Annotated in this window: 21 protein-coding genes; 8 read left to right on the top strand and 13 right to left on the bottom strand. The window is 71.2% G+C overall.

The genetic code is table 11. The features are described 5' to 3' along the window. Positions 1-4: 4 nt before the first annotated feature. On the bottom strand, positions 5-307 hold the full coding sequence (locus ACZ4FH_RS24125) for a DUF4031 domain-containing protein (RefSeq protein ID WP_467307255.1): 303 nt from the start codon (positions 305-307) through the stop codon (positions 5-7). Beyond that, complete coding sequence (locus tag ACZ4FH_RS24120; protein WP_467307254.1) at positions 304-672, bottom strand: hypothetical protein; 369 nt, start codon at positions 670-672, stop codon at positions 304-306. Before ACZ4FH_RS24120 ends, ACZ4FH_RS24125 begins: the two co-directional genes overlap by 4 nt. Before the next feature lie 82 nt (positions 673-754). Between ACZ4FH_RS24120 and ACZ4FH_RS24115 the strand changes: the two genes are divergently transcribed. From ACZ4FH_RS24115 to ACZ4FH_RS24105, 3 genes are all read left to right on the top strand, one after another. Further along, positions 755-1672 carry a MurR/RpiR family transcriptional regulator gene (locus ACZ4FH_RS24115; RefSeq protein ID WP_383651020.1) on the top strand — a complete coding sequence of 306 codons (918 nt, stop codon included), beginning with the start codon at positions 755-757 and terminating at the stop codon, positions 1670-1672. 103 nt (positions 1673-1775) lie between these two features. Next, positions 1776-2789, top strand: a complete 1014-nt coding sequence (gene murQ / locus ACZ4FH_RS24110; RefSeq protein ID WP_467307252.1) for an N-acetylmuramic acid 6-phosphate etherase — start codon at positions 1776-1778, stop codon at positions 2787-2789. Positions 2790-2836: 47 nt separating this feature from the next. Continuing rightward, positions 2837-4375, top strand: a complete 1539-nt coding sequence (locus ACZ4FH_RS24105) for a PTS transporter subunit EIIC (protein WP_467307250.1) — start codon at positions 2837-2839, stop codon at positions 4373-4375. 94 nt (positions 4376-4469) lie between these two features. On the opposite strand, the gene ACZ4FH_RS24100 is transcribed toward ACZ4FH_RS24105, so the two are convergent. The 9 genes from ACZ4FH_RS24100 to ACZ4FH_RS24060 all read right to left on the bottom strand — a co-directional run bounded on the left by ACZ4FH_RS24100 (position 4470) and on the right by ACZ4FH_RS24060 (position 13455). Then, on the bottom strand, positions 4470-5075 hold the full coding sequence (locus tag ACZ4FH_RS24100) for a Uma2 family endonuclease (protein ID WP_467307249.1): 606 nt from the start codon (positions 5073-5075) through the stop codon (positions 4470-4472). A 134-nt stretch (positions 5076-5209) separates the two neighbouring features. After that, positions 5210-6097, bottom strand: a complete 888-nt coding sequence (locus ACZ4FH_RS24095) for a DMT family transporter (protein ID WP_467307248.1) — start codon at positions 6095-6097, stop codon at positions 5210-5212. A gap of 37 nt (positions 6098-6134) precedes the next feature. Further along, entirely contained in the window at positions 6135-6995 is an 861-nt protein-coding gene (locus ACZ4FH_RS24090) for an inositol monophosphatase family protein (RefSeq protein WP_467307247.1), read from the bottom strand. 32 nt (positions 6996-7027) lie between these two features. Further along, on the bottom strand, positions 7028-9418 hold the full coding sequence (locus tag ACZ4FH_RS24085; protein WP_467307246.1) for an ATP-binding cassette domain-containing protein: 2391 nt from the start codon (positions 9416-9418) through the stop codon (positions 7028-7030). A gap of 326 nt (positions 9419-9744) precedes the next feature. Then, positions 9745-10152, bottom strand: a complete 408-nt coding sequence (locus ACZ4FH_RS24080; protein WP_383651027.1) for a VOC family protein — start codon at positions 10150-10152, stop codon at positions 9745-9747. A 10-nt stretch (positions 10153-10162) separates the two neighbouring features. Next, positions 10163-10606 (bottom strand): helix-turn-helix transcriptional regulator, encoded by a 444-nt coding sequence (locus ACZ4FH_RS24075; RefSeq protein WP_467307244.1) that lies wholly within the window; start codon positions 10604-10606, stop codon positions 10163-10165. Between the two features lie 119 nt (positions 10607-10725). Beyond that, positions 10726-12762: a glycosyl hydrolase family 28-related protein gene (locus tag ACZ4FH_RS24070; protein ID WP_467307243.1), complete on the bottom strand. Its 2037-nt coding sequence runs from the start codon at positions 12760-12762 to the stop codon at positions 10726-10728. A gap of 209 nt (positions 12763-12971) precedes the next feature. After that, positions 12972-13220: a hypothetical protein gene (locus ACZ4FH_RS24065; protein WP_467307241.1), complete on the bottom strand. Its 249-nt coding sequence runs from the start codon at positions 13218-13220 to the stop codon at positions 12972-12974. Next, positions 13210-13455 carry a hypothetical protein gene (locus ACZ4FH_RS24060; RefSeq protein WP_450682219.1) on the bottom strand — a complete coding sequence of 82 codons (246 nt, stop codon included), beginning with the start codon at positions 13453-13455 and terminating at the stop codon, positions 13210-13212. Before ACZ4FH_RS24060 ends, ACZ4FH_RS24065 begins: the two co-directional genes overlap by 11 nt. A 113-nt stretch (positions 13456-13568) precedes the next feature. Between ACZ4FH_RS24060 and ACZ4FH_RS24055 the strand changes: the two genes are divergently transcribed. Then, a complete protein-coding gene (locus tag ACZ4FH_RS24055) occupies positions 13569-14411 on the top strand; it encodes a helix-turn-helix domain-containing protein (protein ID WP_467307239.1) in 843 nt (280 codons plus the stop codon). Then, the gene (locus ACZ4FH_RS24050) at positions 14392-14658 is read left to right on the top strand and encodes a DUF397 domain-containing protein (protein WP_467307237.1); all 267 of its coding nucleotides are present in this window, start codon (positions 14392-14394) and stop codon (positions 14656-14658) included. The genes ACZ4FH_RS24055 and ACZ4FH_RS24050 overlap by 20 nt, the downstream gene beginning before the upstream one ends. Positions 14659-14685: 27 nt before the next feature. Here the strand turns inward: ACZ4FH_RS24050 and ACZ4FH_RS24045 are convergent, their stop codons facing one another. Both ACZ4FH_RS24045 and ACZ4FH_RS24040 read right to left on the bottom strand, forming a co-directional pair. After that, positions 14686-15054, bottom strand: coding sequence for a VOC family protein (locus ACZ4FH_RS24045; RefSeq protein ID WP_467307236.1), 369 nt, complete (start codon positions 15052-15054; stop codon positions 14686-14688). A gap of 275 nt (positions 15055-15329) precedes the next feature. Further along, entirely contained in the window at positions 15330-15518 is a 189-nt protein-coding gene (locus ACZ4FH_RS24040; protein ID WP_467307235.1) for a hypothetical protein, read from the bottom strand. Positions 15519-15994: 476 nt separating this feature from the next. Here ACZ4FH_RS24040 and ACZ4FH_RS24035 point away from each other — a divergent pair, with 476 nt between their 5' ends. The 3 genes from ACZ4FH_RS24035 to ACZ4FH_RS24025 all read left to right on the top strand — a co-directional run bounded on the left by ACZ4FH_RS24035 (position 15995) and on the right by ACZ4FH_RS24025 (position 17278). Then, positions 15995-16390: a hypothetical protein gene (locus ACZ4FH_RS24035; RefSeq protein ID WP_467307233.1), complete on the top strand. Its 396-nt coding sequence runs from the start codon at positions 15995-15997 to the stop codon at positions 16388-16390. 46 nt (positions 16391-16436) lie between these two features. After that, positions 16437-16877: a hypothetical protein gene (locus ACZ4FH_RS24030; protein ID WP_467307232.1), complete on the top strand. Its 441-nt coding sequence runs from the start codon at positions 16437-16439 to the stop codon at positions 16875-16877. Positions 16878-16939: 62 nt separating this feature from the next. Continuing rightward, positions 16940-17278: a hypothetical protein gene (locus ACZ4FH_RS24025; RefSeq protein ID WP_467307231.1), complete on the top strand. Its 339-nt coding sequence runs from the start codon at positions 16940-16942 to the stop codon at positions 17276-17278. Positions 17279-17290 lie beyond the last annotated feature (12 nt).

The raw sequence follows: 17290 nt of genomic DNA, 5'->3' as shown, positions 1-17290 counted from the left end.
CGGCTCAGACGGACGGGAGCGGTCCGGGGGCTGCCGGGCCGGGGGCCGGGCGGCCCTTGGGGCGGCGCAGTCCGGCCTCGGTGATGCGGCGCACCAGTTCCTTGGAGCCGATCTGCCGGGCCCCGGCCCGCACGGCGTCCTCGTACCGGGCCGCCGGCACGTCGTAGTGGTCGCGTTCGAAGGCGCGGGGCGGGCAGCCGATGGACGCGGCGAAGGCGTGCAGTTCCTCGAAGGACACGTCGCTGACCAGGTGCGACCAGAACCGGCCGTGTCCGGGCCAGTCCGGCGGGTCGATGTAGACGGTCACGGCCGCAGTATCCCCGTCAGTCCGCCGACCGGGGCGACGGCCACCGCCGCCTTCGCGCAGACCCAGTGCGGGTCGGGGCCCAGCTCGGGCTCGACGTCCAGGGCGTGCGGGTCGCCCGCGTCGCAGACCGGGCAGAGCGGCCAGCGGCCGTACCGCTCCAGCAGGGCGTCCTGCACGTCCTGGGCGACGAGCCCGGTGAGGAACTCCGCTCCTTCCGGCCACTGCTCCACCCACCAGCGCCGGTGCGTCACCGCGTCCTCGACCAGCGAGACGATCTGCGCCTCCGCCACGTCTCCGGCGGCGAGATCGGCCATGACCAGTGCGCGGGCGGTGTGCAGCGCCTGCTCCAGGGGGTTCGTCTCCATGCAGCCATTGTCCACCCGGCGCCCGGACGCCCTGGCGAAAAGGGGGGTTGACGGACAGGAGGGTTGAAAATATCTTTCAAAGGTGACCCATGACCTGAAGGAAAGTTTCAGCCCGGATTCGCCGCCCGCGCCCGCCGCGCTGGCGGCCAAGGTGCGGACCCTCGCGCCGTCCATGACCCGCTCGATGCAGCGGGTCGCCGAGGCCGTCGCCGGTGACCCGGCCGGCTGCGCCGCCCTCACGGTCACCGGTCTCGCCGAGCTGACGGGCACCAGCGAGGCCACCGTGGTCCGCACGGCCCGCCTCCTCGGCTACCCCGGCTACCGCGATCTGCGCCTCGCGCTGGCCGGTCTCGCCGCCCACCAGCAGTCCGGCCGGGCCCCGGCCGTCACCGCGGACATAGCGGTGGACGACCCGATCGCCGACGTGGTCGCCAAGCTGGCCTACGACGAGCAGCAGACCCTCGCCGACACCGCCGCCGGGCTCGACACGGTGCAGCTGGGCGCCGCGGTGGCCGCCGCCGCGACCGCGCGCCGGATCGACATCTACGGCGTGGGCGCCTCCTCGCTGGTCGGCCAGGACCTCGCGCAGAAGCTCGCCCGCATCGGCCTGATCGCCCACTCCCACACCGACCCGCACCTCGCGGTGACCAACGCCGTGCAGCTGCGCTCCGGCGACGTGGCCATCGCGATCACGCACTCCGGCTCGACGGGCGACGTCATAGAGCCGCTGCGGGTCGCCTTCGACCGGGGCGCGACGACGATCGCCATCACCGGCCGCCCGGACGGGCCCGTGACGCAGTACGCCGACCATGTGCTGACCACGTCGACCGCCCGCGAGAGCGAGCTGCGCCCGGCCGCCATGTCCAGCCGCACCAGCCAGCTGCTGGTGGTCGACTGCCTGTTCATAGGGGTCGCCCAGCGGACGTACGAGACGGCGGCCCCGGCGCTCGCCGCCTCGTACGAGGCGCTGGCGCACCGCCACACCCCGCGCACCCGCTGACACCCGGCCCTCCGGCACCCGCACACACACGCACCCGCACCCGCACCCGCACCCGCACCCGCGGAACCGTACGTACGAGTTCAAGAAAGCAGAGCCGCTCTCCATGACCTCCCTCACCGACACCGGCGCCACCCCCTCCGACGGATACGGCTCCGACCGGCCCGGCTCCGACGGACCGGGTTCCGACGGATACGGCGAGCTGCGCGCCCAGCTCGCCACCCTCACCACCGAGGCGTTCCGCCCCGAGCTCGCCGAGATCGACCGGCTCGACACGGCGGAGATCGCCCGGATCATGAACGGCGAGGACCGTTCGGTGCCCGCCGCCGTGGGTGAGCGGCTGCCCGAGATCGCCGCCGCGATCGACGCCCTCGCCGAGCGGATGGCGCGCGGCGGCCGGCTGATCTACGCGGGCGCGGGCACGGCGGGCCGGCTCGGGGTGCTGGACGCCAGCGAGTGCCCGCCCACGTTCAACACGGACCCGGCCGAGGTGATCGGCCTGATCGCGGGCGGCCCGTCCGCGATGATCACCGCCGTCGAGGGCGCGGAGGACAGCAAGGAGCTGGCCGCCGCCGACCTCGAAGGCCTCGGTCTGACCGCCGACGACACGGTGGTCGGCATCTCCGCCTCCGGCCGTACGCCGTACGCGGTCGGCGCGGTCGAGCACGCCCGCGCGAAGGGCGCGCTGACCATCGGTCTGTCCTGCAACGCGGACTCCGCGCTGGGCGCCGCCGCCGAGCACCCGGTCGAGGTCGTCGTCGGGCCGGAGCTGCTGACCGGTTCGACCCGGCTCAAGGCCGGCACGGCCCAGAAGCTCGTCCTCAACATGCTCTCGACGATCACGATGATCCGGCTCGGCAAGACGTACGGGAACCTGATGGTCGACGTCCGCGCCTCCAACGAGAAGCTGCGGGCCCGCTCGCGGCGGATCGTCTCGCTGGCCACCGGTGCCTCCGACGAGGAGATCGAGGCCGCGCTCGCCGCGACGGACGGCGAGGTGAAGAACGCCATCCTCACGATCCTGGGCCAGGTCGACGGCCCCACCGCGGCCACGCTGCTGTCCGCGTCGGACGGCCATCTGCGCGCCGCCCTCGCCGCCGCCACCCCCCGCACCACCTGACCCACGCTCCACCTCCGCACCTCCCGCACAGCAAGGCACCACGCACCATGGCTACAGAAGACAAGAACCGCGCCACCGCCGCCGCGATCCTTCCGCTCGTCGGTGGCGCCGCGAACGTCAGCTCCATCGCCCACTGCATGACCCGGCTCCGGCTCGGGCTGCGCGACCGCTCCCTCGTCCAGGACGAGGCGCTGAAGGCGGTCCCCGCCGTGATGGGCGTGGTCGAGGACGACACGTACCAGATCGTGCTCGGCCCCGGCACGGTCGCCCGGGTCACCCCGGAGTTCGAGAAGCTGGTCGAGGAGGGGAAGGCCGGGGCGCCGTCCCCGGCTCCCGCCCCGGCCGACGGCGAGCCCGCCGCTCCGCTCACGGCGGAGGAGCTGGCCGCTCAGGGCGCCGCGATGAAGGCGGCCCGCAAGGCGAAGAACGCCACCCCGTTCAAGCTGTTCCTGCGCAGGATCGCGAACATCTTCGTGCCGCTGATCCCGGCCCTGATCGGCTGCGGCATCATCGCCGGCCTCAACGGCCTGCTGGTCAACCTGGAGTGGCTGCCCTCCGTCACCCCGGCCCTCGCCGCGATGGCCTCCGGCTTCATGGCGCTCATCGCGGTCTTCGTCGGCTACAACACGGCGAAGGAGTTCGGCGGCACGCCGATCCTCGGCGGCGCGGTCGCGGCCATCATCGTCTTCCCGGGCGTCGCGAACATCGAGGCGTTCGGCCAGAAGCTCTCCCCCGGCCAGGGCGGCGTCCTCGGCGCACTGGGCGCGGCCGTCCTCGCGGTCTACGTGGAGAAGTGGTGCCGGCGCTGGGTGCCGGAGGCGCTCGACGTGCTGGTCACACCGACGCTGACGGTCCTGATCTCCGGCCTGGTGACGATCTTCGGCCTGATGTACGTGGCGGGCGAGGTCTCCACCGCCATCGGCGACTTCGCCGACTGGCTGCTGTCCAACGGCGGCGCGGGCGCCGGTCTGATCCTCGGCGGCTTCTTCCTCCCGCTCGTCATGCTGGGCCTGCACCAGGCGCTGATCCCGATCCACACCACCCTGATCGAGCAGCAGGGCTACACGGTGCTCCTCCCCATCCTGGCCATGGCCGGGGCGGGCCAGGTCGGCGCGGCCCTCGCGGTCTACTTCCGCCTCCCGCGCAACGAGTCGATCCGCCGGACCATCAAGTCGGCCCTCCCCGCCGGTTTCCTCGGCGTCGGTGAGCCCCTGATCTACGGTGTCTCGCTGCCCCTGGGCCGCCCGTTCATCACCGCCTGCGTGGGCGGTGCCTTCGGCGGCGCGTTCGTCGGCTTCTTCAACCAGCTCGGCGACGCGGTCGGCTCCACCGCCATCGGCCCCTCCGGCTGGGCCCTCTTCCCCCTCCTGGACGGCAACCACGGCCTCGGCGCCACGATCGCCATCTACGCGGGCGGCCTCGTCGTCGGCTATCTGGCGGGCTTCCTCGCCACGTACTTCTTCGGCTTCAGCAAGGACCTCCTGGCCGAGTTCAACGTCTCCCAGGAAACCCCGTCCGACGCCCGCCCCCACCCCGCCCCGGACACCACCGCGGCCACCCCCGCGCAGACCCCGGCCGGGGTCTGACACCCACCCGCACACCGAAACGGCGGCATCCCCGGTCAGGGGGGTGCCGCCGTTTCTCCGTTCCGCGGATCGCCCACGGGTCACCGTTCCGCCCTCAGTGGGGGAACGCCTCCGTGTCGAGCGTGACGTCGAAGGGCCCCGGCAGCACGAGCGGCTTGCCGAACGGCACCGCGTCGGAGCGCTTGTACGTGCCGTCCTCGTTGGGCTCCGTGAACACCGTGGACATCGGGCCCCGGGTGTCGAACCGGTCGATCAGCAGATACACGGGCACAACCGCGCGGGCATAGGCGCGGTACTTCTTCGTGCGGTCGTCGCGGGCGTTGCCCTGGGAGGTGATCTCGGCGATGAGCAGCGCGTCGGCGGCGTCCATCGGGTTGTTCACCTCGGGGTCCGCCGCGTCGACCAACGCGGCCGACATCACCACGAGGTCCGGGACGTACAGCTTGTCGAGGGGCGCCACGTGAACGCCGAGGGTCTGGAAGACCTCCCACTCGTCGGGCAGGTGCGCGCACAGACGGCGGTGCACCTTGGCGGCGATGCTGTTGTGCAGCGCATGCGGCGGCGGTACCAAGACGATCTGCCCTTCGTCGATCTCGGCGCGCCACCCCTCGGGCACGTCCAGTTCCTGCCAGGTATGGAGCAGGTAGTCCCACGGGCGGCCTTCAGAGTCCTGCTGGTGCTCGACCATCGCGGCGGTCATCGCGGGTCCCTTCGTCTGAAGCCTGTCGGGTGGAGCGTAGATCGACGGTTGCGCGGCTCCGGGCCGCACGGCCCAGCGTCCCACGATCGTGTGAGCCACGCACCGAGCACCGCCCAGGGCTCACCGCCCCCGACTCACCGTTCCGACGGCTCCGGTTCCGTTTCCGTCGTCCGCGTCGGGCGGAGGGTGACGAGGGCGATGCCCGCGCAGCAGACCGCCAGGAGGAGGAGTTCGGCGGCGGAGGGGGCGGGGGCGGTGTGCAGGGCCCAATCGCCGAGGCGGACGGTGAAGGGGACGGCCAGTTGGACGGCGGCCGTGAAGACCGGGCCGCGGAGCAGGATCAGCCGGTGCTGTACGAGGTAGGCGGGGGCGTACACGACGCCGCCGAGCAGGACGATGCCGCCCATCGCCGTCCAGGTGGGCGGGTGCGCGATCAGGGCGGGCAGGGACATCGGGAGGAGCAGGCAGGTGGCGGCGGCCAGGAGCACCGGCAGGACGACGAGGGGCGGCAGCCCCGGCAGGCGTTGCCGGTAGAGGAAGCCGTAGACCGCGAAGGCGATCGTCGCGGCGGCGACCGGCAGCAGGCCCACGAGGTCCGGATCGCTCGTGTCCACGCCCAGGGCCGCGTAGCCGACGCCCGCCGCGCAGGCCAGGGCCGCGCCCGCCGTGCCGCGCGGCCCGGCCCGTTCGCCGAAGAACAGCGCGCCGACCGCGACCGACGCACAGGGCAGGAGGGCGACGACGAGGTTGGTGAGCGAGGTGCCGACCCGGGCGATGGACAGGAGCGTGCCGGCCGCGTACCCGGCGAAGCCGAGCAGGCCCAGCAGCCAGACGCTCCCCGGCCGCGCCGCGACCCGCCGCAGATCGGCCCGGCCGGACGCGGACGAGGCGGCGACGGCCGTCAGCACCAGACAGCACACGGCCGTACGGCCCACCGCGACGGTCAGCGGATCGGTGCCGGTGACCAGGGCGCCCGAGAGCAGCCAGGTTCCGGCGAGCAGCAGCACGAGAACGACCGGCAACGCGGGGCCGCCTTCCGGGAGGGTGAACGGGCCGGGGTCAGCGGACGGACGGGGCCGGGTCCTCCACCGGTACGCCTCCCGCCAGGGCCAGCAGCGCCGTGTGCGTCTCGCGGTCGGCCGCGGCGATCAGTCCGCCCGCGCCGGTGTGGACGGGGCCGCCGTCGATGCCGGTGACGACGCAGCCGGCGGCCTCGCACAGCGCGATCCCGGCGGCGAAGTGGACGCTGTCGCGCAGGCCGGTGCCCCCGTCGGTGACGTACGCGGCACGGCGTCCGGCGGCGACCCAGGCGACGGCCAGGGTGCTGGAGACGACGCGGGGGCGGAAGCGTTCCGCGAAGCCGGGGGCGGCCAGGAGGTCCACGGCGCGGAACTCCGGGGCGTGCGGGAACGGCGGGTCGAGGTTGACGTCGACGAGGGCGGAGGACGGCGAGGGGGCCGGCTCCTCGTCCACCCCGTCCCGGCGGACCCGGACCCGTACCCCGTCGGTCCAGAACACCTCGTCGTTGAACGGATCGGCGGACGCGGCGGCGGTGGTCGTATCGTCCGCCCGCAGCGCCACGTTCACCGCGACCAGCATGTTCCGCACCGCGTAGTTGAGCGTCCCGCACAGCGGATCCACCAGCCAGCGCCGCCGCGCCCCCGCCGCCCCGGTGGCACCGCCCTCCTCCCCCGTCACCGCGTCGTCCGGCCGGGCCGCCCGCAGTACGTCGAGGATCGCCTTCTCCGCCGCGAGGTCGGCGCTCGTGGCGAAGTCGCCGCCGGACTTGCCGAACGTCCGCAGGGCGGTGCCGTACATCTCACGGACCACGGCGGCACCGGCGAGGGCGGCGCGTACGGCCAGTTCGGCATCGCTCTCGGCACCGGGGCCCGCGGGCACACCCGCACTCATGCTTGTCATGCCCACAGGCTAACGAGGGGGTCCTCGCCGTCTCACGCCCCCACGTACGCCGCCAGATGCTCCCCCGTGAGCGTCGCCCGGCTCTTCACCAGGTCGGCCGGGGTGCCCTCGAAGACGACCTTGCCGCCGTCGTGGCCGGCGCCGGGGCCCAGGTCGATGATCCAGTCGGCGTGGGCCATGACGGCCTGGTGGTGCTCGACGACGATGACGGACTTGCCGGAGTCGACGAGGCGGTCGAGCAGGCCGAGGAGCTGTTCCACGTCCGCGAGGTGGAGGCCGGTGGTGGGCTCGTCCAGGAGGTAGACGCCGCCCTTCTCACCCATGTGGGTGGCGAGCTTGAGGCGCTGGCGTTCACCGCCGGAGAGCGTGGTGAGCGGCTGGCCGAGCTTGACGTAGCCGAGGCCGACGTCGGCGAGGCGTTCCAGAATGCGGTGCGCGGCGGGAAGCTTCGCCTCCCCGCCGCCGAAGAACTCCTCGGCCTCCGCGACCGACATCGCCAGCACCTCGCTGATGTCGCGCCCGCCGAGCTTGTACTCCAGGACGGAGGGCTCGAACCGCTTGCCCTCGCAGTCCTCGCACGGGGTGGAGACCCCGGCCATCATCGCCAGGTCCATGTAGATGACCCCGGCCCCGTTGCAGGTCGGGCAGGCGCCCTCGGAGTTGGCGCTGAACAGGGCGGGCTTGACGCCGTTCTCCTTGGCGAAGGCCTTGCGGATCGGGTCCAGGAGCCCGGTGTACGTCGCCGGGTTGCTGCGCCGGGAGCCGCGGATCGGGCTCTGGTCGACCGAGACGACACCCTCGTTCTGCGGGATCGACCCGTGGACGAGGGAGCTCTTGCCGGAACCGGCGACCCCCGTGATGACGGTGAGGACCCCGAGCGGAATGTCCACGTCGACATCGCGCAGGTTGTTCGCCGACGCGCCGCGGATCTCCAGCGCCCCGGTCGCCTCCCGGACCGTGTCCTTGACCGTCGAACGGTCGTCGAAGTGCCGCCCCGTGATGGTGTCCCCGGCCCGCAGTCCCTCCACGGTGCCTTCAAAGCAGACCGTGCCGCCGCCCGTACCGGCACCCGGCCCCAGGTCCACCACATGGTCCGCGATCGCGATCGTCTCCGGCTTGTGCTCGACGACGAGCACCGTGTTGCCCTTGTCGCGCAGCCGCAGCAGCAGCTTGTTCATGCGCTCGATGTCGTGCGGGTGCATGCCGATGGTCGGCTCGTCGAAGACGTACGTGACATCGGTGAGCGAGGAGCCCAGGTGGCGGATCATCTTGACGCGCTGCGCCTCGCCGCCGGAGAGCGTGCCCGCGGCCCGGTCGAGCGACAGATAGCCGAGGCCGATCTCCACGAACGAGTCGAGCGTCTGGCGCAGCGCGTCGAGCAGCGGCCCCACGGACGGTTCGTCGAGCCCGGCGACCCACTCGGCCAGGTCCCGGATCTCCATGGCGCAGGCGTCGGCGATGGAGATCCGCTTGATCTTGGAGGAGCGGGCCCCCTCGCTGAGCCGGGTGCCGTCGCACTCCGGGCAGACCGTGAAGGTGACCGCGCGCTCCACGAACGCCCGGATGTGCGGCTGCATCGCCTCCTTGTCCTTGGACAGGAAGGACTTCTGGATCTTCGGGATCAGTCCCTCGTACGTGAGGTTGACGCCGTTCACCTTGACCTTGACCGGCTCCCCGTACAGGAAGGCCTGGAGTTCCTTCTTGGTGTACTTCGCGATCGGCTTGTCCGGGTCGACGAAACCGGACTGTGCGTACACCTGCACGGTCCACTGGCTGTCGGACTTCCAGCCGGGGATCGTGAACGCGCCCTCCGAAAGCGACTTGGAGGCGTCGTACAACTGGGTGAGGTCGATGTCGGAGACCTTGCCGCGTCCCTCGCAGCGCGTACACATGCCGCCGGTCCGGTTGAACGTGGCCTTCACCGTCTTCTTGCTGCCGCGCTCCACGGTGATCGCACCGGCCGCGCGGACGGACGCGGTGTTGAAGGAGTACGCGCTGGGCGGGCCGATGTGCGGCTTGCCGAGCCTGCTGAACAGGATCCGCAGCATCGCGTGGGCGTCGGTCGCGGTCCCGACCGTGGAGCGCGGGTCGGAGCCCATGCGCTGCTGGTCGACGCTGATCGCGGTGGTGATCCCTTCGAGGACGTCCACGTCGGGCCGGGCCAGGCTCGGCATGAAGCCCTGCACGAACGCCGGGTACGTCTCGTTGATCAGCCGCTGCGACTCGGCGGCGATGGTCCCGAAGACCAGGGAGCTCTTCCCGGAGCCCGAGACCCCGGTGAAGACCGTCAGCCGGCGCTTGGGGATGTCGACGCTGACATCCTTGAGGTTGTTCACCCGTGCGCCGTGCACCCGGATCAGATCGTGGCTGTCACCCGAGTGCGCGGTGGCTGCCGGGGTCTGCGTGCTCTTGGCCCTGGTCATGAGTCTCCATCCGTGGGCGGGGCCGCCCCCGCGGCCCCGTCGATGTCACAAACGGCCGGGAGGTCCCGGTCCGGGGTCGTGCGGACGGTACGGTCCCGTCCTGACGTCGCCGTGCGGACGATACGGATCCGTCCTGGCGCATCCGTGCGGACGATACGGTCCCGTCCTCGCGCCGCCGTGCGGACGGTACGGTCCCGTCCCGACGTCGCCGTGCGAACGGTACGGATCCGTCCCGACGCCGCCGTACGGACGATACGGCCCCGTCCTGACGCATCCGCGTGGACGATACGGTCCCGTCCCGACGTCGTACGCACAGCGGTGGCGGCTCAGCGCGCCTGGACGCGGATCAGGTTGCCCGCCGGGTCGCGGAGGGCGAAATCGCGGACGCCCCACGGCTGGTCGGCCGGTTCCTGGACGATGTCGGTGGTGCCGGACTGGGCCTTCTCGAAGGCGGCGTCCAGGTCGTCGGTGGCGAGGAGCACCCGGGCGAAGGTGCCCTTGGCCATCATCCCGGTGATGGTGGCGCGCTCCTCGTCGGAGACGGACGGGTCGGCGTACGGGGGCTCCAGGACGATCGACGTCTCGGGCCGGCCGACCGGTCCGACCGTGATCCAGCGCATGGTCCCCTGCCCGACGTCGTTGCGCACCTCGAAGCCGAGAACGTCGCGGTAGAAGGCCACCGAGGCGTCCGGGTCGTCGTGCGGAAGGAACGTGGAGTGAATGTTGATGTCCATGTCCGCCACGCTAATCCGGCTTCCGGGAGGCCGCTTCTCGATTCCTGACCGGTCGCGAGACCTGCTTCTCGACGCAGGACGGGAGGCCGGCGCGGCTGTCGTCGGCCTGCTTCTTGTAGACGCTGGGCGACACCCCGACCAGCTCCGTGAAGCGGGTACTGAACGTGCCGAGCGACGCGCACCCGACCTCGAAGCACACCTCGGTGACGCTCAGGTCCCCCCGCCGCAGCAGCGCCATGGCCCGTTCGATCCGCCGGGTCATGAGATACCCGTACGGCGGCTCCCCGTAGGCCCGCCGGAACTCGCGGCTCAGATGCCCGGCGGACATGTGCACGCCCCGGGCCAGTTCCTCCACGTCGAGCGGCTGCGCGTACTCCCGGTCGATCCGGTCCTTGACCCGGCGCAGCCGCGCGAGGTCGCTCAGATGCTGTGCGGAATCGGTTCTGCTGCTCACCGTGGAATCGTGCCACGGTGAGCGGACGGATGACGGGAGTACGCGACAGCCGGTGCCGCGCGGTCAAGCGGTCGTACGGCCACGCGGTCGTACAGCCGCGCGGTCATGCGGTCATGCGGTCACCAGGTGCCCGGGGCGGGCGGCGGTACCACCTCCGGGCGGTCGTCGCAGGTGATCGTGTTGGGGAGGAGCCAGGGGGCGAGCCAGCCGCCGTCGTTGCCGCCGAGGTCGGTGAGGGCGAACTCGGAGCCGGTGGCGGGGAAGTTGAACGAGCCGCAGTTGTTGACGCCGACGGCGCCGACGTGGCGGGCGTCCACGTTCTCGAAGCTCGCTCCGCCGGCGGCGCGGGCGCTGAGCACGGAGGTGCCGGTGCCGTCGACGTGGATGTCCTTGAAGCGGATGCCCTTGATCTCGTACTGGTCCTTCACGGCCCAGTCGGAGACCAGCATGATCGCGTTGTAGGTGCTGTCGAGGTAGTGGTCGCCGGTGACGCGGATGTCGGCGTCGATGGTGCGGTCGAGGGCGAAGACCCAGAGCGCGCCGAGGCCGATGTTCCAGTTCAGTTCGTACGTACCGGCGCGGACGGCCGTGTTGTCGGTGAGGTCGAGCCGCCCGGCGAACGGTTCGGCGCCGAAGCGGGCGCCGATGTGCAGGGCGCTGCCCTCGCGGACGGGGTCGGCGACGAGGTTGTGCGAGACGGTGGTGTCGGTGCCGCCGTAGATCGCGATGCCGTTGGCGAGGACGGGCGTCTGGACGGTGTTGTGGTCGAAGGTGTTGCGGGCGTTCGCGGCCTTCTCGGACCACATGGCCAGTCCGTCGTCGCCGGAGTTCCGTACGAACGTGTTGGTCACCCGTGAATCGGTCACACCGGTGTGGAAGTTGATGGCGTCGGCGATCTGGTCGACGATCATGCTGTCGCTGATCCGCAGGTTCTTCATCGGCCCGTCGAACCACATGCCGACCTTGGTGTGGCTGATGTGCAGACCGCTGATGGTCGAATCGCTCATGGCGCCGCCGATGGCGTTGACCTGGTCGGTGTCGACGCGTTCGCGTACGTCGCCCTCGATGGCGAACCCGGAGAGGTGGACGTCGTGGCTGCCGCCCTCGGCGGCCGGCTTCCCGTAGAACCCGACCCCGGTGTGGACGGAGCCGTCGGCGGCGGGTTCGTCGAGGGTGACCTCGCGGCCCTTGATCTTCGTGTACCAGTTGCCCGCCCCGGTGATCGTGACGTCGTCGACGACGATGTGGCGGTCGACGCGGTACGTGCCCGGCGGGAGGTAGACCTTGAGGTGGGTGCGGCGGGCGAAGGCGATGGCCTTCTCGATCGCCCCGGCCGCGTCGCGCCGCCCGGTCGGGTCGGCCCCGAAGGCGAGGACGTTGGCGGCGAGGAGTTCGACGTGCGGCGCGCCGACGCGTTCGGAGTCCAGCAGGTCCACGACGGTGGAGACGCCGCCCCGGGCCCCGGCGGGGACGGTGAGCCGTACGGTGTCGCCCGCGCGGTACGTGCGGCCCAGGAGCAGCCGTTGCTCGTCGTAGAAGTGGGAGGGCCGGAAGGGCTTCGCGATCTCCGGCGCGGGCGTCGTGGCGGCGGGCACGCAGGCGCATTCGGTGATCCACCAGTCGGGGTGGAGCAGCCCGGCACCCGGGTCGTTGGAGAACGGGTACTGGTTGTACAGCCAGGAGTACTGCGAGGTCAGCGTCATCGTGGACCGCTTGGCCCCGTTCACCGCGACATCGAGCGGTGCGGTGGTCCCGCCGCCTCCCGGCGCGTCCGGAACGCTGTAGCGCACGGTGATCGCGTTGGCGGCGGCAGGCAGCGTGAACTCCACGTGCTGCCCCGGCTCCAGCCGCACCGCCCGGCGCCCGGACGCCTCCGACGGCAGCGTGTAGGCGGTGCGGTCGGGGCCGATGACGGTCCCGGTGGTGACCGCGTTCTCCGCCTCCTGCTCGACGAACGGCACCTTCGCGCCCCGGCCCGCGACGAGCTGCGGATCGAGCGCGGCCCGGGTGACGACGGGCCCGGCCGCCGGCGCGGCGGGCCGCGCCCCGGCCGGTACGGCGGCGAGCACGCCCGCCCCGACAGCGGCGGCGGTCAGGGCGGCGACGGCGGAGGCGTACAGCCCCGTACCGCGTGTCCGGCGGGGTCTTCGTGGCATGGCGGGGCCCGTTTCTCTGCGGAGGGGAGAGGGGTGGTGACGAGCGACAGTAGGGCGCGCGCATCACCGCCCACAAGGCCCATGCGAGAAGATTCCACACCACTGACGCGATAATGCGAAGCAGAATCATCTTTTTGCGTAACAACCGCCCGCGCTTGCAGCACTTGCAGACGGTTGCGCGCCCACCGACCCTCCGCCCGCGCCTCCCCTCAACGGGGCAGCTGCCCCTCCCGGTTGACCTCCGTCACCCGGGCTCTCAGCACCATCCCCCGCGAGGCGGGCCGTACGCAGTCGGGCGGACAGTCCCACTCCGCCCCGCCCCCGGGCGGCCGCAGCTGCACGTCCGGCCCGACCTGCCCCATGACCCGCCCGATCCGCCCGTCCCGGACGTCCACCACGTACGCCCCCGGCCCGGGCACCACCGCCTCGCCCTCGCCCCCACCCGGCTCACACGTCACGGCCGGACCTCCCCAGCCCTTCGAGCGCCTCGCTCAGCCGCAGCGCCGTATCGAGGTTGCAGCGCCCCAGGTCGACCAGGGGCACGGGCTCCTCGACGGCGTACGAGACCGGGTCCACCCGCAACGACGGCAGCACGACCCCGACCCCCGCGAACCCACCCTTCAACCGCGCCACCAGCTCCTCCGCCGTCCGCACCGTGCCCGCCACCGCTTTGCGCCGCTCCGTAGTCGTCATGATCCATTCCTTCCACTCTGAGTAGTTCCAACGCATACCCAGCGTGGCCATTTCGTCGATAGCCTGGAAGGACTACGGCTCCAACAACCGCACGTGTGCCACAAGGAGTTGTCATGCCAGGCCCCAGAAAGCTGGACCCCTCCTCCTCCCCCCGCGCCCTCCTCGGCGCCGAACTCCGCCACCGCCGCGAAGCCGCCGGCCTCTCCCAGACCGACCTCGGCGCCCCTCTCTTCGTCAGCGGCTCCTTCATCGGCCAGCTCGAATCCGGCGTGCGGCGCATGCAGATGGATCAGGCGGTGAAGTTCGACGAACTGTTAGGCGCGGACGGGTTCTTCGTACGGAACTGTCAGGCGCTGAAGAAGTCGAAGTACCCGGATCACTTCGCGGAGGCCGCCGAGGCGGAAGCGCGGGCGACCGAGATCAAGGAGTACGCGCCGCAGCTCATTCCAGGGTTGTTGCAGACGGAGGCGTATGCGCGGGCCGTGTTCGAGGCTGGTCGGCCCACCGCCACCGACAGCATGATCGACGACCTGGTGGCGGCCAGGCTTGAGCGCGCGCAGATTCTCGCCGATCCAACAGTGCCGATGTTGTGGGTAGTTCTGGACGAGTCGGTACTGCGCCGCACAGTGGGGGGACCGAGGACGATGGCAGCAGCGTTGCGGCACATCGCGGAGCTGGCCAGGCAGCGCAGAATCATCGTTCAGGTGCTGCCGTTCTCGGCGGGCGCACACGCGGCGCTGGAAGGGTCTCTCAAGCTGATGACCTTCCAAGACGCGCCTCCGCTCGCGTACCTCCAGGGCCTTGGAACCGGGCAGTTGCAGGACGACCCGGCCGCAGTCCGTCAGCACGAACTGGCCTACGATCTGCTGGCGGCCAACGCGATCCCACCGGCAGCGTCCCTGGCCTTGATCGAATCGGTGGCGGAGGATTACGACCATGAAGCTGAACAGCTCTGACCACGACCTGTCCGCGGCTACTTGGCACAAGTCCACATACAGCGATGCCAGCGGCGGCAACTGCCTGGAAATGGGCACCTGGCGCAAGTCCACATACAGCGGCGCGAGCGGCGGCGACTGCCTCGAAGTCCTCGACGGCAACCCCGACATCGTCCCCGTACGCGACTCCAAGGCGACCGACGGCCCGGCGCTGGTGTTCCGGGCGGGGGCCTGGTCGGCGTTCGTCAGCGGCCTCAAGGACGCGTAGCCCGGCCCGGTAGCCCCCGCACACCCCTCACCCCACCGGCTGGGTGAGGTTCACCGCGTTCCCGTCGGGGTCCTTGATGTGGGCGACGCGCTGGCCCCAGGGCATGTCGTTCGGGGCGCCGCCGACCGTACCGCCCAGGGCCTCCACCCGGGCGAGGGTCTTGTCGACGTCGTCGACGGCGATGCTGAGGAGGATGCGTGGTGCGGCGGCGTCGAGGGCGGGGGCGTCCTTGGGGGAGACGAGTCCGAGGTCGGTGTCGCCGATGCGGAGGCCGAGGTAGAAGACGGGACCCTTCTCGGGGACGCGGAAGATCTGCTCGGCGTCGAAGAGCTGGGTGTAGAAGTCGCGCATGACGTCGAGATGCGTGGTGACGATCACGGGCTGGATGGTGGACATGGGACGGCTCCATTCGACGACGGTCGTGTCCCTGTGCAGACCGTTCGGGGGCGGAGGATTCATCGGTGGGGCCGTGACCTCCCGCCGACGGGATGAAACCCGTGTGCGCTTCGCGCCCCGGCGTGCGGTGACGCGCCATGGGCGCAGGGAGAAATCCTCATGACCGCCGCAGATCAAGGGCCGGTCTCGGAGACATCCGAAACCGGCCCTTGACCATTTCCGAGAACCGGTCGGGTCCCGTGGCGGACCGGTCTCATGCGAGCGGTGTTATCGGGTCACGGCGAGGGGGTCGGGGAGTGTGTTCCGCCGGATGAGTCCTGCCGGTCCAACGTGTCCGCGAAGGCCCGGAGCGCATCGGCCAGTTCCTTCTTGGTGGGCAGTTCGTCCACCTTCTTCTCCAGGCCGTCGATGCGTTCCGCCAGTTCTTCCAGGGTGGCGGGGCTGGTGGGCTGTGACGTGGGCACGTCCGTGGGGGACGGGGACTCGGGATCGCTCCCTCCACCCGTATCGGCGCCGACGGAACCGCCGCCGTCGGTGCCACCCGAACCGCTGACGGAGCCACTGTCTCCGCCGCTGGTGTCTCCGCCGCCTACGGTGCTTCCCGTGTCGGAGGTCTCCGTGGGCACCGGAGTCGGGCCGGACGATCCGCCGTCCTCGTCCGCTGCCGCGATCGCCCCGCCCACGCCGAGTACCACTGCGGCTGCCGCAGCGGCCAGCGCCACTGCCATACGCCGCGTCCGGATTTTCCTTATGTGCGTCATCTTGTGGACGGTATTCGCTGATCAACGCGGAGGGTCTTCTTCCGCGGTTTTGGTGCCCGATGGGCTGCTCGCACAGGACGGGACAGGGCTCCGGTCAAACGCTGATCTCCTGATCGCGGACTGTGAACTGCGAACGGGAAACTGGGAACTGGGAACTGGGAACTGTGGATGATGGGGCGATGTCCGTCCGTACGGAGAGCCTGCCGCAGACCGCGCAGCCGCATATGAGGGTTCGGGTTCACACCGCTATCGGCTCCGCCGTGGTGCGCTGGCACGGTGACCCGCGAGAGGCCGACGGCCGGCACCTCATCGAATGGACAGTCGACGAGGACATCCGCTGGGGCGAGAACACCCGGCCGACCCCCGTCACCGAGCCGGAACTCCGGCAGGAAGGCGAACAGGTGATCATGATCGGTCGCCTGCACCTGACCGACGACGGTGCCGCTTGCCTCCGGATCGACCACTGGTCCGTGCTGTTCGACCTGGCATCACCCGTCCCCGCCGGCGTGGACGGATCGATGGTGCAGTTCAGCGTCGGGCCGGACAGGGTCGCCCTGTACCCCTACCGCGTCTGACGCAATCACCGACGACCTCCCGGCTCTTGTCCAGTCGCCTGATCCCGTGGTTACTGATCCCATGGTCAATACGGATCCGGCGCCTCCCCCGACGGACGCCCTGCCGGGCGCTCACGCCCCTACGGCGGTCCGACGGCTGCACGGATGGCTCGGTACGGCGGTGGCGGCGGTCCTCGCCCCGGCCACGGCAGCGCTGCTCAGCCGTGTGTGGGACACCTGCGACGTGGGGGTGAACAACGCGGCCAACAGCGGGTTCCTGCTCTGGCTGTTCATTCCGGCGATGGGGACGGTCCTGCTGCTGACATGGGTCGCGGTCGGCACCCTTCTCGGCCGCCACCCCGTCCCCCACGCCATCGCCCTCGCGGTGGCCCTTCTCGCCGTCGCCTGGTGCGCCCTCTCCCTGTTCTGGGAGGGACCGGCGACCCCGGCATGCCCGGGTGGGGTGCCGGGGTGGTGGCCGGGTTTCGTGCCGGTGCCGGGGTTCTGAGAGGGGTTCGTTCTCGTAGGACCGGGCTCCCGGGCCCCCCGCCCTCGGTACACACTGTCCCCATGCTCCCCGACCGGCTCCTCTGGCGTGATCCCCGGCCCGTTCCTCCCTTCGACCCGCAGGACCCGGTGACCGTGGTCGTCCGCGATCCGGCGTTTCACGAACCGGCGGACGGGGACGACTGCTCGGTGTTCGGGTACGCCTGCCGGACGCATGGGAGGGCCTACCGGCGCGGGGGCTGTGGGGACGGGCCGCATGTCGTCGCGTTGGAGTGCGAGGAGCACGGGCTGGAGAACATGGAGCCGCAGCCGGCGATGCTGCTGTTCCCCGAGGGGTTCGATCCGCTGTTGGACGAGGCGCAGTTGGCCCGGTTGCGGGAGGACGAGGGGGACGGCGTCTGAGTGCGGGCGGCG

The sequence above is a fragment of the Streptomyces sp. NPDC024555 genome (genome assembly GCF_055559335.1).
The sequence above is the reverse complement of the archived record's forward strand: the minus strand, read 5'-3'. Positions and strand labels throughout refer to the sequence as shown.

What these genes read in the sequence shown, in the direction of transcription:
- ACZ4FH_RS24060 (WP_450682219.1), bottom strand. Translation starts at nt 13,455, where the DNA reads ATGACGACTACGGAGCGGCGCAAAGCGGTGGCGGGCACGGTGCGGACG.
- ACZ4FH_RS24120 (WP_467307254.1), bottom strand. Translation starts at nt 672, where the DNA reads ATGGAGACGAACCCCCTGGAGCAGGCGCTGCACACCGCCCGCGCACTG.
- ACZ4FH_RS24045 (WP_467307236.1), bottom strand. Translation starts at nt 15,054, where the DNA reads ATGTCCACCATCCAGCCCGTGATCGTCACCACGCATCTCGACGTCATG.
- ACZ4FH_RS24100 (WP_467307249.1), bottom strand. Translation starts at nt 5,075, where the DNA reads ATGACCGCCGCGATGGTCGAGCACCAGCAGGACTCTGAAGGCCGCCCG.
- ACZ4FH_RS24105 (WP_467307250.1), top strand. Translation starts at nt 2,837, where the DNA reads ATGGCTACAGAAGACAAGAACCGCGCCACCGCCGCCGCGATCCTTCCG.
- murQ (WP_467307252.1), top strand. Translation starts at nt 1,776, where the DNA reads ATGACCTCCCTCACCGACACCGGCGCCACCCCCTCCGACGGATACGGC.
- ACZ4FH_RS24070 (WP_467307243.1), bottom strand. Translation starts at nt 12,762, where the DNA reads ATGCCACGAAGACCCCGCCGGACACGCGGTACGGGGCTGTACGCCTCC.
- ACZ4FH_RS24025 (WP_467307231.1), top strand. Translation starts at nt 16,940, where the DNA reads ATGCTCCCCGACCGGCTCCTCTGGCGTGATCCCCGGCCCGTTCCTCCC.
- ACZ4FH_RS24085 (WP_467307246.1), bottom strand. Translation starts at nt 9,418, where the DNA reads ATGACCAGGGCCAAGAGCACGCAGACCCCGGCAGCCACCGCGCACTCG.
- ACZ4FH_RS24050 (WP_467307237.1), top strand. Translation starts at nt 14,392, where the DNA reads ATGAAGCTGAACAGCTCTGACCACGACCTGTCCGCGGCTACTTGGCAC.
- ACZ4FH_RS24035 (WP_467307233.1), top strand. Translation starts at nt 15,995, where the DNA reads ATGTCCGTCCGTACGGAGAGCCTGCCGCAGACCGCGCAGCCGCATATG.
- ACZ4FH_RS24055 (WP_467307239.1), top strand. Translation starts at nt 13,569, where the DNA reads ATGCCAGGCCCCAGAAAGCTGGACCCCTCCTCCTCCCCCCGCGCCCTC.
- ACZ4FH_RS24090 (WP_467307247.1), bottom strand. Translation starts at nt 6,995, where the DNA reads ATGACAAGCATGAGTGCGGGTGTGCCCGCGGGCCCCGGTGCCGAGAGC.
- ACZ4FH_RS24080 (WP_383651027.1), bottom strand. Translation starts at nt 10,152, where the DNA reads ATGGACATCAACATTCACTCCACGTTCCTTCCGCACGACGACCCGGAC.